At 64.7% G+C, this 13,101-nt stretch carries 12 protein-coding genes; 5 read left to right on the top strand and 7 right to left on the bottom strand.

Features of this window, described 5'->3' with window-relative positions; translation table 11 throughout:
* Positions 1-56: 56 nt before the first annotated feature.
* The gene (locus ACTRWG_RS13010) at positions 57-1,223 is read left to right on the top strand and encodes a M20 aminoacylase family protein (RefSeq protein WP_462829403.1); all 1,167 of its coding nucleotides are present in this window, start codon (positions 57-59) and stop codon (positions 1,221-1,223) included.
* Positions 1,224-1,256: 33 nt separating this feature from the next.
* Complete coding sequence (locus tag ACTRWG_RS13015) at positions 1,257-2,420, top strand: M20 aminoacylase family protein (protein ID WP_027237069.1); 1,164 nt, start codon at positions 1,257-1,259, stop codon at positions 2,418-2,420.
* Positions 2,421-2,533: 113 nt separating this feature from the next.
* On the opposite strand, the gene ACTRWG_RS13020 is transcribed toward ACTRWG_RS13015, so the two are convergent.
* From ACTRWG_RS13020 to moaA, 3 genes are read right to left on the bottom strand one after another with little or no spacing between them, the layout of a single operon-like run.
* A complete protein-coding gene (locus tag ACTRWG_RS13020) occupies positions 2,534-3,592 on the bottom strand; it encodes a glycosyltransferase family 4 protein (protein ID WP_027237070.1) in 1,059 nt (352 codons plus the stop codon).
* Positions 3,592-4,902 (bottom strand): 3-deoxy-D-manno-octulosonic acid transferase, encoded by a 1,311-nt coding sequence (locus tag ACTRWG_RS13025; RefSeq protein ID WP_027237071.1) that lies wholly within the window; start codon positions 4,900-4,902, stop codon positions 3,592-3,594. Before ACTRWG_RS13025 ends, ACTRWG_RS13020 begins: the two co-directional genes overlap by 1 nt.
* A gap of 2 nt (positions 4,903-4,904) precedes the next feature.
* Positions 4,905-5,915 (bottom strand): GTP 3',8-cyclase MoaA, encoded by a 1,011-nt coding sequence (moaA, locus tag ACTRWG_RS13030; protein WP_027237072.1) that lies wholly within the window; start codon positions 5,913-5,915, stop codon positions 4,905-4,907.
* 90 nt (positions 5,916-6,005) lie between these two features.
* Between moaA and ACTRWG_RS13035 the strand changes: the two genes are divergently transcribed.
* Complete coding sequence (locus ACTRWG_RS13035; protein ID WP_027237073.1) at positions 6,006-6,446, top strand: hypothetical protein; 441 nt, start codon at positions 6,006-6,008, stop codon at positions 6,444-6,446.
* An 88-nt stretch (positions 6,447-6,534) separates the two neighbouring features.
* On the opposite strand, the gene ACTRWG_RS13040 is transcribed toward ACTRWG_RS13035, so the two are convergent.
* Genes ACTRWG_RS13040 through glmU form a run of 3 tightly spaced genes read right to left on the bottom strand, consistent with a single transcriptional unit; the run spans position 6,535 to position 10,399 of the window.
* The gene (locus tag ACTRWG_RS13040) at positions 6,535-7,218 is read right to left on the bottom strand and encodes a DNA alkylation repair protein (RefSeq protein ID WP_027237074.1); all 684 of its coding nucleotides are present in this window, start codon (positions 7,216-7,218) and stop codon (positions 6,535-6,537) included.
* A gap of 5 nt (positions 7,219-7,223) precedes the next feature.
* Positions 7,224-9,044, bottom strand: a complete 1,821-nt coding sequence (glmS, locus tag ACTRWG_RS13045; protein ID WP_027237075.1) for a glutamine--fructose-6-phosphate transaminase (isomerizing) — start codon at positions 9,042-9,044, stop codon at positions 7,224-7,226.
* Positions 9,044-10,399 (bottom strand): bifunctional UDP-N-acetylglucosamine diphosphorylase/glucosamine-1-phosphate N-acetyltransferase GlmU, encoded by a 1,356-nt coding sequence (glmU, locus tag ACTRWG_RS13050; protein ID WP_027237076.1) that lies wholly within the window; start codon positions 10,397-10,399, stop codon positions 9,044-9,046. Before glmU ends, glmS begins: the two co-directional genes overlap by 1 nt.
* Positions 10,400-10,530: 131 nt before the next feature.
* Between glmU and ACTRWG_RS13055 the strand changes: the two genes are divergently transcribed.
* Complete coding sequence (locus ACTRWG_RS13055) at positions 10,531-11,193, top strand: HAD-IA family hydrolase (protein WP_027237077.1); 663 nt, start codon at positions 10,531-10,533, stop codon at positions 11,191-11,193.
* A 79-nt stretch (positions 11,194-11,272) separates the two neighbouring features.
* Positions 11,273-12,466, top strand: coding sequence for a DegT/DnrJ/EryC1/StrS family aminotransferase (locus ACTRWG_RS13060; protein WP_027237078.1), 1,194 nt, complete (start codon positions 11,273-11,275; stop codon positions 12,464-12,466).
* Here ACTRWG_RS13060 and ACTRWG_RS13065 read toward each other — a convergent pair.
* Positions 12,454-12,912, bottom strand: a complete 459-nt coding sequence (locus ACTRWG_RS13065; protein WP_027237079.1) for a CreA family protein — start codon at positions 12,910-12,912, stop codon at positions 12,454-12,456. The two genes, ACTRWG_RS13060 and ACTRWG_RS13065, sit on opposite strands and share 13 nt — an antisense overlap.
* Positions 12,913-13,101 lie beyond the last annotated feature (189 nt).

The following is a 13,101-nucleotide window of genomic DNA, read 5'->3' on the forward strand; positions in this document are numbered from 1 at the left end:
TTTTTTCGCGGACAGTCTGCCGCAACGGAACCTGAAACAGTAAAGGGGAGGGGATTATGCCGGCCAAGAACCGCTTTGCCGAGATGCACCAGGAGATCACTGCCTGGCGCCGTCATCTGCACGAAAACCCCGAGCTGATGTACGAGGTGCATGAGACCGCCGCCTTTGTGGTGGAGCGGCTCAAGGAGTTCGGCGTCACCGATATCACCACCGGCGTCGGCCAGACCGGCGTGGTCGCGGTGATCGAGGGCAAGACCAACACCTCGGGCCGCGCCATCGGTTTGCGTGCCGACATGGATGCGCTGCCGATCCCCGAGGCGTCCGGCGTGGACTATGCCTCCAAGACGCCCGGCGTGATGCACGCCTGCGGCCATGACGGCCATACCTCGATCCTGCTGGGGGCGGCCAAGTACCTTGCAGAGACACGGAATTTCGACGGTAAGGCGGTGCTGATCTTCCAGCCGGCCGAGGAAGGTGGCGCCGGTGGCAAGGCGATGTGCGATGACGGCCTGATGGACCGCTGGGGCATTCAGGAGGTATACGGCCTGCACAATATGCCAGGCCTGCCGGTGGGCGAATTCGCTATCCGCCCCGGTCCGCTCATGGCGTCTTCGGACGAGTTTGTCATCACGGTCACCGGCAAGGGCGGCCACGCTGCTGCCCCGCACGACGCGATTGATACCACCCTGGCAGCTTCGCAAATCGTGGTCTCGCTGCATTCCATTGTCTCCCGCAACGTGGACCCGGTGAAACGGGTGGTGCTGACCGTTGGCACGTTTGAGACTGACAGCACCGCGTCCAACGTGATCGCCCATACCGCCAAACTGCAGGGCACCGTCCGCACCCTGGACCCCGAATGCCGTGCCCAGGCCGAGGACTGGGTGCGCCGGGTGGCGGAAAACACCGCCGCAGCATTCGGCGCCACGGCTGAAGTTGAATGGCTGCCCGGCTACCCTGTGACTATCAATGATGAAAACGGAACCGCCCACGCGATAGAGGCGGCGCAGGCTGTCTCCGCCGAGGTCAACACTGAGACCCCGCCGATCATGCCGTCGGAAGATTTCTCTTACATGCTCGAGGAACGCCCCGGCGCCTATATCTTCCTCGGCAATGGCGACACCCAGATGTGCCACCACCCGGCCTATGTCTTTGACGACGAAGCGATCCCGCTGGGATGCAGCTGGTTTGCCGAGCTGGTGGAACGAAGAATGCCCGCGGCCTGAGGCTGCGGGGAAAGACAACCAAAGGAGTGAGAAATGCCGGTCAAGAACCGCTTTGCCGAACTGCAGGATGAAATCACCGCCTGGCGCCGTGACATCCACGAAAACCCGGAAATCCTGTTCGAAACCCACCGCACCAGCGCCCTGGTGGCGGAGAAGCTGCAGGAATTCGGCTGCGACGAGGTGGTGACCGGCATCGGCCGCACCGGCGTGGTCGGCGTGATCAAGGGCAAGGCGGACACCTCCGGCAAGGTGATCGGCCTGCGCGCCGACATGGACGCGCTGCCGATCCATGAGCAGACCGGGCTGGACTATGCCTCCAAGACACCCGGCGCGATGCACGCCTGCGGCCATGACGGCCATACCGCAATGCTGCTGGGCGCGGCCAAGTACCTGTCGGAGACGCGTAATTTCGACGGTACCGTGGTGGTGATCTTCCAGCCCGCCGAAGAGGGCGGCGGCGGCGCCAAGGTTATGTGCGACGACGGTCTGATGGACCGCTGGGGTGTGCAGGAGGTCTACGGCCTGCACAACTGGCCGGGCCAGCCGCTGGGCACTTTTGCCCTCCGCCCGGGTTCCTTCTTTGCCGCCACCGACCAGTTCGACATCACCTTCGAGGGCCGCGGCGGCCACGCCGCCAAGCCGCATGAGACCGTGGATACGACCGTGCTGGCTGCCCAAGCCGTGCTGGCGCTGCAGACCATCGCCTCGCGCAATGCTGACCCCGTGCATCAGATCGTGGTCTCGGTGACCTCGTTTGAGACGTCGTCGAAAGCGTTCAACGTGATCCCGCAGAAGGTGCAGATCAAGGGCACCGTGCGCACCATGTCTGGCGAGATGCGCGACTTGGCAGAGAAGCGGATCAACGAGGTCTGCACCGGAATCGCCGCGACCTTTGGCGGCACTGCCGATGTCACCTATCACCGCGGCTATCCGGTGATGGTGAACCACGAGGAGCAGACCGAGTTTGCCGCCAAGGTGGCGGCCAGTGTCGCCGGTTCCTGCGAGGATGCGCCGCTGGTGATGGGCGGCGAGGATTTTGCCTTCATGCTGGAGGAGCGCCCGGGCGCCTACATCCTGATGGGCAATGGCGACACCGCGATGGTGCATCACCCGGAGTACAACTTTAACGACGATGCCATCCCCGCGGGCTGCAGCTGGTGGGCGGAGATCGTCGAGCAGCGGATGCCTGCGGCTTGATCAGCACCAGGGGGAGGGGGCTGTCTGCCCCCTCTTGAGCCTTCGGCTCAATTCACCCCCGATGATATTTTCAGCCAGATGAAGAGGGATCAGGCTGCGCTATGGCGCGGGGGTCAGTGTTCCAGCAGCTCGCGGTAGATGGTGACGAGGGTTTCCGCCTCTTTCTCCAGCGCGAAATTGGTCATCGCGTGTTTGCGGGCGGCTTCTGACCACTCCGCCAGCCGGCCATTGGTGGAGAGCACCTCGTTGATGGCCTGCACCATCTGACCGGCCTCGCCCGGGTCGATCAGCAGACCGGTTTCACCGGGAGCGATCAGCTCCTCGAAAGCGCCGACGCGGGTGGCAACGGCCGGCACGCCGCAGGACATGGCCTCCAGCGGGGTCAGGCCGAAACCCTCCCAGCGCTGCGGCGCCACGTAGAGGTCCAGCGCCTGATACCAATGGGAGACTTCCCAGACAGGCACCTCGGGCGGGAACAGCAGCCGCTCGGACAGGCCCGCGGCCTCGACCTTGCCACGCAGTTCTTTCTCGAATGACACGTGTTTTTCGGTGGCGCGGCCCATCACAAGACCCACCGCCTTGGGGTGCGCCTTCAGCACATCCAGCATGGCATCGACAAAAACATCGGTGCCCTTCTGCGCCCGGATGCGCCCGTAGCAGCCGATCAGGATGGCCTCTTCCGGCAGGCCCAACTCGCGCCGCAGCGCCGGTTTATCGGCGGGCGGGCAGAATTCCTCGGTGTTGATCCCGTGATGCACTACCTGCACGGGCTTCTCCAGGTAGGCCGCGCCCTTGGCCGAGGTGGCAATCACCCGGTCCATCTGTGAGATCAGCCACTTGGTATAGTCCGAATGCTGCCGCTGCGAGGCGGAAGTGAACAGCAGCTTAAGCCGTTTGCCCAGGAGATATTTAAGCGCCAGCCCGCCCAGCATTTCCACATTGCGCCGGGCGTGCCAGACACGGGCGCCCGCAGGGCCGTTGCGGTTCATGAACACAAGCTGCGCCGCCGACAGATGCGGCATATCCCCGGGCAGGCCGCTGCCTGCGGTGGCAATGGCGATCTGCCGGCGTTGCAGCGGCACCAGCCGCACGATGGTCGAGGTCACCCCGGACAGGCGGCGTTTGAAGTTCGGCGCGATGACTTCGATTGTATTGGCATCAACCTGTGCCATCATGGCCTCCTTTGCGGGGGCAGAAGCGCCAGCAGGGCGTCTACCGTCTGGTCCAATTGATCCGACTGCCGGGAGATGAACTGCCCGGCGGCATCGCGTGCGGCCTGGAAAATGTCCGGCTTCTCAAGCCATTCCGCAACCTGGTCCGCCAGTTCCCCAGCAGAGCCGATTTCCGCAGCGGCGCCAAGTGCGGACAGCTCAGCATAGGTTTCGGCAAAATTGTAATGCCCGGTGCCGGTGATGACCGCGGCCCCTGCCTGCATCGGCTCAAACGGGTTGTGGCCGCCGATTTCGCGCAAGGACCCGCCCAGGAACACGAGCGGGCTGAGCGCGTACCAGGTGCCGACCTCGCCCAGCGTATCCGCCAGATAGACCTGCGTGGCTTGCCCCGGCAGCATGCCCCTGCTGCGCCGTGCACAGCTGAGGCCCGCAGCAGTCACCAGAGCTTCCGCGGCGTCTCCGCGCTCCGGATGGCGGGGGGCCAGCAGCAGGCAGAGATCCGGGTGCTGTTTCAGCAGCGCCTGATGGGCCTCCAGCACGGTCTCCTCCTCGCCCTCGTGGGTGGAGGAGGCAATCCAGATGGGGCGGTCCCCAATGCTGCCGTGCACCTTGGTGAGGATATCCTGGTCAACCGGGAGCGGCGCGGAGACGGCCTTGAGATTGCTGCCGGGGCGGATGCGGTCTTGCGCGGCGCCCATTGCCTGCAGGTTTGCAGCCGTTTTGCGGTTCTGGGTGACCAGCAGATCGAATTGATCCAGGATGAAGCGTGCGGTGTCCGGGCGTTTCTTCCAGCCCTCGACCGATTTGTCCGACAGCCGGGCGTTCAGCAGCACCAGCGGACAGCCTGCTTGGCGGGCGCGCACCAGCATTTGCGGCCACAGTTCGCTTTCGACAAAGACCCCCAGGTCCGGGCGCCAATGGGTGAGGAAGCGGTCCACGGCGGCAGCGGTATCCAAGGGCGGGAACTGGTGGCGGCAGCGCGGCGGCATCCGTTTGGCGATCAGCTCGGCGGAGGTGGGCGTGCCGGAGGTAATCAGAAACTCCGCATCCGGGGCCTGCTCGCCCATTCGCCGGATCAGGGTCAGCACCGACAGGCTTTCGCCGACCGACGCGGCATGGAACCAGATCAGCCGCCCGGAGGGGCGGGGCAGGGAGGCATGGCCAAGGCGCTCGCGCACGCGCTCTTCCGGCAAGCCGTAATCGCGCAGCTTGGCCGCGACCTTGCGCCAGGCGAAAGGGGCAATCAGCGCGCTGGCGCCGCAATAAAGGGAGTACAGCAGCGTCGGCCGCGCGGGCGTGTTCCCGGACATGGTCAGCCGCCGGTGTGGCTCATGTGGCGGGTCATCTTGCCGCCGACTTCCTGGCGCGAGTAGTCGAAGTCGTGGCCGCGGGGCTTGTCGCCGATGGCGGCGCGGATGGCGGCCTCCAGCACGCCGGTGCCTTCCTCATTGGCGCGCAGGGGCGCGCGCAGGTCGGCTTTGCCCTCCTGGCCGAGGCAGGTGTAGATTTCGCCGGTGCAGGTCACCCGCACCCGGTTACAGCTTTCGCAGAAGTTATGGGAGAGCGGGGTGATAAACCCGATTTTCTGGCCGGTCTCTTCCAGCCGCACATAGCGGGCAGGCCCGCCGGTGCGCTCAGCGAGGTCAGTTACCGTGTAGTGGTTTTCGTATTCCGCACGCACGTCCTTCAGCGACCAGTATTGCCCGATGCGTTCCATATTGCCGATGTCTTCGCCCATCGGCATCACCTCGATCCAGGTGAGGTCCATGTCCCGTTCGGCGCACCAGCGGGTGATGGCGGGCAGCTCTGCCTCGTTGAAGCCTTTCAGCGCAACGCTGTTGATCTTGACCCGCAGGCCAGCCTTTTGCGCCGCGTCGATGCCTTTCAGCACCTGCGGCAGCCGGCCCCAGCGGGTCACGTCCGCAAACTTCTGCTCATCCAGCGTGTCGAGCGAGATATTCACCCGGCGCACCCCGGCGGCATAGAGGTCATCGGCGTATTTCACCAGCTGCGAGCCATTGGTGGTCAGCGTCAGCTCTTTCAGGGCGCCGGTGTTCAGATGGCGGCTCATCGCTTGGAAGAATGTCATGATGCCGCGGCGCACCAGCGGCTCGCCGCCGGTGATCCTGAGTTTCTCGACACCCAGACGGATGAAGGTGGAGCAGAGCCGGTCCAGCTCCTCCAGCGTCAGGAGGTCCTTCTTGGGCAGGAAGGTCATATTCTCGGACATGCAATAGACGCAGCGGAAATCGCAGCGGTCGGTGACCGAGACACGCAGGTAAGTGATTGCGCGGGCGAAGGGATCAATAAGCGGAGCCGTCATGCTACCTAGGTAAAGCGGGGCACCGCCCGCGGCAAGGGGGGACAGCTTTTGTGTCTGGCAAAGAGTTTCGCGGATAGCTAGGGTTTGCCCATGCGTATGATATTCTTTTCCCTTGCTTCGATTTCCCTGCTGGCGGCCTGCGAAGGCATCCAGCTGAATTCTTCCGTTTTGAATGGCCGGGATGCACCGGCGCCGTCTGAGCCGCAGGACCCTATGCTGCAGCCTGCTCCTGGTATTGACGTGGCGGAGGCGGATCCCGCCGTGCCTGCAGCGCCGTCGTTCCGCGGCTCCGCCACCACGGTGGCGTCGCTGGGCGATCCCTCGGTTCCGGGGATGTGGATGGAGACGCCGCTGGTGGCGGCAGAACAGCAGGCGCTGATCCGGACGGGCCGCAACACTGAGGCGGTGGTGACACTGAAACCGGTTCCGGGTGCGGAATCGGGCGGCAGCCGCTTGTCGATCAGCGCCATGCGCGCGCTGGGCCTGCCGCTGACCGAACTGGCCGAAGTGCAGGTGCTGCCCGCAGGCTGAGCTCTGGTTTTGCAAGAGGGGGAGCCCCCGCCCTATTAGGGCGGGGGCGTGCGCTGCCCGGCGGGTGCCGGGCGCGACCCTGGCAGGGCTAGGCGTGTTTCAGATACTTCGCCGCTTCCTTGCGGGCAAAACCTTTCATCTCCGCACCATGCGCGTCCAGAAAGGCGTGGGTGCGGGCGGCGTCATGCTTGCTGAGGTCGCGCAGCCACCAGCCGATGGCCTTTTGAATGAACCAGTTCCGGTCCGGCACATACGCGGCCGCCCAGCCAAGAATGCGCTCTCGCCGGTCCTGATCCGCCGGTTTCACGTTATTCATCTTGGCCCAGGGCAGAGTGGCCACCAGCGCGGCGCGGCGCGTCCACATATGGTCGGAGCGCGACCAGGCCTCCACCGTGTCCAGCCGCTCAGGATCCGCCTGCAGCCGCTTGGCAATGGCGGAACAGACGTGATCGGCAATGGCCCAGCTGTCGAACTCCGGCACCCAGGTTTGCAGCAGCGCCCAGATAGCCTGGTCGTCCTTGATCCGGGCCTGCGTCAGCAGTTTGGCGGCGGCGATGCGGGCCTCGAAGACATCGCTCTCCCACAGGGCCCGCGCCAGCCCGGCACGTTCTTCAGTGTTCAAGGTTTGCCGCCAGGCTTTGGTCAGATCATTGGTGGCCGGGTTGGGCACGCCAAGAACCGCGCGGGTTTGCTTGTGATAGGCGGCCATCTGTTCTGCCCGGCCGGGTTCGGCCAAGGCTTTCAGCTGCGCCAGAGCCTCCTGCAGCGTCACGGCGGTCACTCGACCGTTACCGATTTCGCCAGGTTGCGCGGCTGGTCCACATCGGTGCCCTTGGCCACCGCAGTGTGATACGCCAAGAGCTGGGCGGGAATGGCGTAGAGGATCGGTGTCAGCGCCTCCTTGACCCGCGGCATCCGGATGGCGCACCAGACGTCGTCGCCGGCCTCGTTGATCCCGTCCTGGTCGGAGATCATCAGCACCTTGCCCTTGCGGGCCAGCACCTCCTGCATGTTGGAGACGGATTTGTCAAAAAGCGCATCCTTGGGCGTCAGCACCACCACCGGCATGTTCTTGTCAATCAGCGCGATGGGGCCGTGCTTCAGCTCGCCGGAGGCATAGGCCTCGGCATGGATGTAGCTGATTTCCTTGAGTTTCAGCGCGCCCTCCAGCGCCAGCGGGAACATCAGCCCGCGGCCCAGGAACAGCACATCGCGGGCTTCGCTCACCTTCTGAGCGGCCTGGCGGATCGCCTCGTTCTGCTCCAGCGCGGAAGACAGGACATTGGGCAGGCCGCGGATCGCGGTGGCATACTCTGCCATCTCCTCAGCACTCAGGTGTCCGCGGTCGCAGGCGGCCTTGAGCGCCAGCGCCAGCAGCACCGTCAGCTGGCAGGTGAAGGCCTTGGTGGAGGCGACGCCGATTTCAGGGCCGGCAAAGATCGGCAGCGCCAGATCGCTTTCCCGCGCGATGGAGCTTTCGGGAACGTTGACCACCGACAGGATCTTGTTCGCCTTCTCCTGACAAAAACGCAGCGCCGCCAGGGTGTCGGCGGTCTCACCCGATTGCGAGACAAACAGGGCCAGTGTCTTGGCCGGGATCGGCGGCTCGCGGTAGCGGAACTCGGAAGCGATATCGACTTCGACCGGCAGGCGGGCGATTTGTTCGAACCAGTATTTGGCGGTGACACAGGCATAATAGGCGGTGCCGCAGGCGACCATTGTCAGCCGCTCGACCTGAGAAAAATCAACCTCTCCGGGCAGCCGGACGGTATCTTCCTCGACTGGCAGGTAATGGCGGATCGCCTCGGCGATCACATGGGGCTGCTCGGCGATTTCCTTGGCCATGAAGTGCTTGTGGCCGGCCTTGTCGACCTGGGCGGCGTCGATCTGGATGGTCTTGGTTTCGCGGTTCACCAGGTCGCCATGCGCGTTGCGGATCTCGGCGCCTGCGCGGGTCACGACGGCGCGGTCGCCTTCCTCCAGATAAGTGATCCGGTCGGTCAGCGGCGCCAGGGCAATGGCGTCGGAGCCCACGAACATCTCGCCGTCGCCATGGCCGATTGCCAGCGGCGAGCCCTTGCGGGCGGCGACGATCAGGTCCTCCTCGCCGTCAAACAGGAACGCGAGCGCAAAGGCGCCCTCCAGCTGGTCCAGCGTCTTGAAGGCGGCATCCGCCGGCGCAAGGCCCTCCTGCAGGTAGCGTTCCGTCATCAGGGCAACTGTTTCGGTGTCGGTCTCGGTGCGGAACTCCAGGCCGCAGTTCAACAGCTCTGCGCGCAGTTCCTTGTAGTTCTCGATAATGCCGTTGTGCACCACGGCGACGGCGCCCGCGCGGTGCGGATGCGCGTTGCTGACGGACGGCGCGCCATGGGTCGCCCAGCGGGTGTGGCCGATCCCGGCCTTGCCGGCCAGCGGCTCGTGCACCAGGAGGTCGGAGAGGTTCACCAGCTTGCCCACCGCGCGGCGGCGGTGCAGTTCGCCCCTGTTCACCGTGGCGATGCCCGCACTGTCATAGCCGCGGTATTCCAGCCGCTTCAGCGCCTCGACCAGGATCGGGGCGGCCTCGTGATTGCCCAGTACGCCGACAATTCCGCACATCACTTGGCTCCCTTTTGCAGGCGGGCTTTCTTGGCGTGCAGCATCTCCATGAGCTTGCGCGCGCGGCCCGGTTTGTTGGTTTGTTCAGCGCGGCCAATGGCCAGGTCGCCGTCTTCGACATTCTTTGTGATGATGGCACCTGTCGCGGTCATCGCCTCGTTGCCGACCCGCACCGGGGCCACCAGCATGGTGTTCGACCCGATAAAGGTGCGGGCGCCGATTTCGGTGCGGTGCTTCATCACACCGTCATAGTTGCAGGTAATTGTGCCCGCGCCAATATTGGTTGCTTCGCCGACCGCGGCGTCGCCGATATAGCTAAGGTGGTTCACCTTGGCGCCTTCGGCAATCTCGGCGTTCTTGATTTCGACGAAGTTGCCGATGTGGGTGTTCTCCGCCAGCTCCGCACCGGGGCGCAGGCGGGCATAAGGCCCCACTTTGGCACCGCGGCTGACGTGGCAGCCCTCCAGATGCGAAAACGCCCGGATCAGCGCGCCGCTTTCCACCGTCACGCCGGGGCCGAAGACCACATTGGGTTCGATCACCGTGTCGCGGCCGATGATGGTCCCGAAAGAGAGGTAGACGGTTTCCGGCGCCATCAGGGTGACGCCCAGGTCCAGAAGTTCGGCCCGTGCGCGTGCCTGGAACAGCCCGTCGGCCTGCGCCAGTTCCGCGCGGGAATTGACGCCCAGCGTTTCCGCCTCGTCGCAGGACACGGCGGTGACTTTCAAGCCCTCGCGGCGGGCCAGTTCCACCAGATCGGTCAGGTAGTATTCCCCCGAGGCGTTTTCATTGCCAACCCGGGCGATCAGATCGAACATCGCGCTGGCCTTGCAGGCCATCAGCCCGGAATTGCAGAAGGTGATGGCGCGCTCGGCTTCAGAGGCGTCCTTGAACTCGACAATCCGCTCCAGGCTGTCGCCGTTCATCACCAGGCGGCCATAACGTCCCGGGTCGGCAGCCTCGAACCCCAGGATCACCAGATCGGCGCGCTGGCGGGCTTCGACCATCCGCTCCAGCGTCTCGGCGCTGACAAAGGGCGTGTCGCCGTAAAGCACAACCACATCGCCCTCGAAGCCGTCTAACGCGGCGCGGGCCTGGTTCACCGCATGGGCGGTGCCAAGCTGTTCCTCCTGAAGGACGACTTCGGCCTCCTCGTCGATTTCGGCTACCGCCTCACGCACTGCCTCAGCCCCGTGACCTGCCACAATGATGGTGCGCTCCGGCTCCAGTGCGCGGCCTGCAGCCATAGCGTGCTCCAGCATCGGCGCCTGGGCGATCGGGTGCAGGACTTTGGGGAGGTCGGAGTTCATCCGCGTGCCTTTTCCGGCCGCCAGGATGACAAGGGCAATGCTCATAATCGCTTTTCTCTTTGTGTTTTTAGCGCTCCCGTTTTATCCGCTGGGGGGCAGGGCGCAAGGGATAGCGCCATCAAACTAGATTGCGGGCTGCAACATGCGGCGGCGGAAAAGTGCCGAAAGGGCAGGGTATGCGAACAGTTATCTTCGATCTGGACGGCACGCTGGCGGATACCTCGGGCGATCTGCTGGCGGCGGCCAATTTCTGCTTCCGGCAGATGGGGCTGGGCGATGTGCTGAGCCATCCCGAAGATGCAGGCGTCGCTCTGCGCGGCGGCCGGATGATGCTGACCGCAGGTTTGAAACGGGCAGGGCAGTTCAACCCCGCCACCGTCGATGAGTTTTATCCGGTTCTGCTGGAAGCCTATCGCGATGCTATCGACCACCACACTATACTTTATCCCGGTGCAATGGAGGCTGTGGAGGTGCTGAAAGCCGCGGGCTTCGGCGTCGGCATTTGCACAAACAAGCCGGAAGGGCTGGCAGAGCAGCTGATGCGCAGCCTTGGCGTGCGGGATGCCTTTGCCTCGCTGGTTGGGGCGGACACGCTGCCGGTGCGCAAACCCGACCCGGAGCCGCTGTTCGAGGCCGCCCGCCGCGCTGGCGGCGATCCGGCGCGCACGCTGCTGGTCGGTGACAGCGACACTGACCGCACAACCTCTGCCAATGCGGGTGTGCCGTCGGTGCTGGTGACCTTCGGGCCCTCCGGCGATGACATGGCGGCGCTGAAACCCGAGGCTCTGCTCGACCGGTTCGAGGACCTGCCGGAGGTCGCGGACCGGCTGATTGCGTGATCCCGCAACTTAGTTTCGGGAAAGCCGTCCTTTCGGGTTCTCTCTTGACCCTTGAGGGGCAGCGGCTCACAAACGCCGCATGAGCGAGACATTTTCCGGGTCTTTCACCCAGCAGGAACCCATCCCTGAAGACGCCATCGAGGCCGCGCTGGCGGTGCTCCGTAGCGGGCGGCTGCACCGCTATAACGTGGCAGAGGGCGAGGCAGGGGAAACCGCCCTGCTGGAGCAGGAGTTCGCGGCGCAGACGGGCGCGAAATACTGCCTTGCGGTGGCGTCCGGCGGCTATGCGCTGGCGACCTCGCTGCGCGCGGTCGGGGTGAAGCCCGGCGACAAGGTTCTGACCAACGCCTTCACACTGGCGCCGGTGCCTGGATCAATCGCCTCTGTCGGGGCGGAGCCGGTGTTTGTCGAGGTGACCGAAGGCCTGACCATCGACCTGGAGGATCTGGCGGCGAAGGCGGATCAGGCGAAAGTGCTGATGCTGTCGCACATGCGCGGGCATCTGTGCGACATGGACCGGCTGATGGAGATCTGCGACGCAGCCGGTATCACCGTGATCGAGGATTGCGCCCACACCATGGGCGCCTCCTGGAACGGGGTGCTGTCGGGCCGCCATGGCGCGGTGGGCTGCTATTCCTGCCAGACCTACAAGCATGTGAACTCGGGCGAGGGCGGGCTGCTCATCACGGATGATGAGGAAATTGCCGCCCGCGCCATCATGATGTCGGGCTCCTACATGCTGTATGGCCGCCATCTGGCGGCGCCGGGGCCAGAGGTGTTTGAGCGGGTGAAATACGAGACCCCCAACATCTCGGGCCGCATGGACAACCTGCGCGCCGCCATCCTGCGGCCGCAGTTGCGCGACCTGGATACTCAGGTGGAACGCTGGAACGACCGCTACCGCGCGGTGGAGGACGGTCTGCGCGGCACGCCAGGCCTGACGGTCGTGGAGCGACCCGCGCAGGAGGACTATGTCGGCTCCTCCATCCAGTTCCTGCTTTTGGACTGGAGTGAAGACGCCGTGCAGGAGGCCGTGCGCCGCTGTGCCGCCCGCGGGGTGGAGCTGAAATGGTTCGGCACGCCGGAGCCTGTTGCCTTCACCTCCCGCTATGACAGCTGGCGCTATGCGGACACCCCGCGGCTGCCGCAAAGCGACCGCATCCTGGCGGGGGTCATCGACATGCGGGTGCCGCTGACCTTCAGCCTGGAGGACTGCGCCCAGATCGCCCGGATCATCCGGGCAGAGGTGTCTGCCGTCTATCAGTCGGGCTGATAGAGCGGCACGGTCGAGATCGAGACCTTGGCGGAGCCATCCGTCAGCTCGGCTGCGTGGGCGACATAGATCAGCGTCTGGTTGGTTTCATCGAACAGACGTTTCACACGCAGGGATTTGAGGATGATGGACCGCGACTCCCGGAACACGTCCTCGCCGTCATCGCTGCGGTCGATGTCGCCCAGCGTGATCGGCCCGGTCTGGCGGCAGGCCAGCGAGGCGTTGGAGGGGTCCTCGAACCAGTTGCCCTTGGACAGCCGGTCAATCAGCCCGCGCTCAAAATAGGCGATGTGGCAGGTGACACCTTGGACCTTGGGATCGGAGATCGCCTCGATCACAATATCATTGCCGACCCAGTCGACCCCGATCTGGCCGATCTCCTCGGCGGCGGCTGGCATGCCCAGCAAGCAGAATGCGGCAGCCAGGGCGCGGTTCAAACGTTTCATGGAAATCTCCTGATTCTATTCGGCGGGGCAGGTTTCGCTCCCTTTATGCATCACTTACGCGCAGGTGCGGAAAAGGATCCATGGAACCTTTTGCCGGAGGCGGAGTTACTCCTGCTCAACGGCGCGTTGAGGCGCCGATGACAGAAAATGGATGAGAGGACACTATCATGTTTACGCCGAAACGCGCCC

The organism is Leisingera sp. G5_S3_59_S7, assembly GCF_054968485.1.

What these genes read in the sequence shown, in the direction of transcription:
- ACTRWG_RS13055 (WP_027237077.1), top strand. Translation starts at nt 10,531, where the DNA reads ATGCGAACAGTTATCTTCGATCTGGACGGCACGCTGGCGGATACCTCG.
- glmS (WP_027237075.1), bottom strand. Translation starts at nt 9,044, where the DNA reads ATGTGCGGAATTGTCGGCGTACTGGGCAATCACGAGGCCGCCCCGATC.
- ACTRWG_RS13035 (WP_027237073.1), top strand. Translation starts at nt 6,006, where the DNA reads ATGCGTATGATATTCTTTTCCCTTGCTTCGATTTCCCTGCTGGCGGCC.
- ACTRWG_RS13010 (WP_462829403.1), top strand. Translation starts at nt 57, where the DNA reads ATGCCGGCCAAGAACCGCTTTGCCGAGATGCACCAGGAGATCACTGCC.
- ACTRWG_RS13065 (WP_027237079.1), bottom strand. Translation starts at nt 12,912, where the DNA reads ATGAAACGTTTGAACCGCGCCCTGGCTGCCGCATTCTGCTTGCTGGGC.
- ACTRWG_RS13015 (WP_027237069.1), top strand. Translation starts at nt 1,257, where the DNA reads ATGCCGGTCAAGAACCGCTTTGCCGAACTGCAGGATGAAATCACCGCC.
- ACTRWG_RS13025 (WP_027237071.1), bottom strand. Translation starts at nt 4,902, where the DNA reads ATGTCCGGGAACACGCCCGCGCGGCCGACGCTGCTGTACTCCCTTTAT.
- ACTRWG_RS13060 (WP_027237078.1), top strand. Translation starts at nt 11,273, where the DNA reads ATGAGCGAGACATTTTCCGGGTCTTTCACCCAGCAGGAACCCATCCCT.
- glmU (WP_027237076.1), bottom strand. Translation starts at nt 10,399, where the DNA reads ATGAGCATTGCCCTTGTCATCCTGGCGGCCGGAAAAGGCACGCGGATG.
- moaA (WP_027237072.1), bottom strand. Translation starts at nt 5,915, where the DNA reads ATGACGGCTCCGCTTATTGATCCCTTCGCCCGCGCAATCACTTACCTG.
- ACTRWG_RS13020 (WP_027237070.1), bottom strand. Translation starts at nt 3,592, where the DNA reads ATGGCACAGGTTGATGCCAATACAATCGAAGTCATCGCGCCGAACTTC.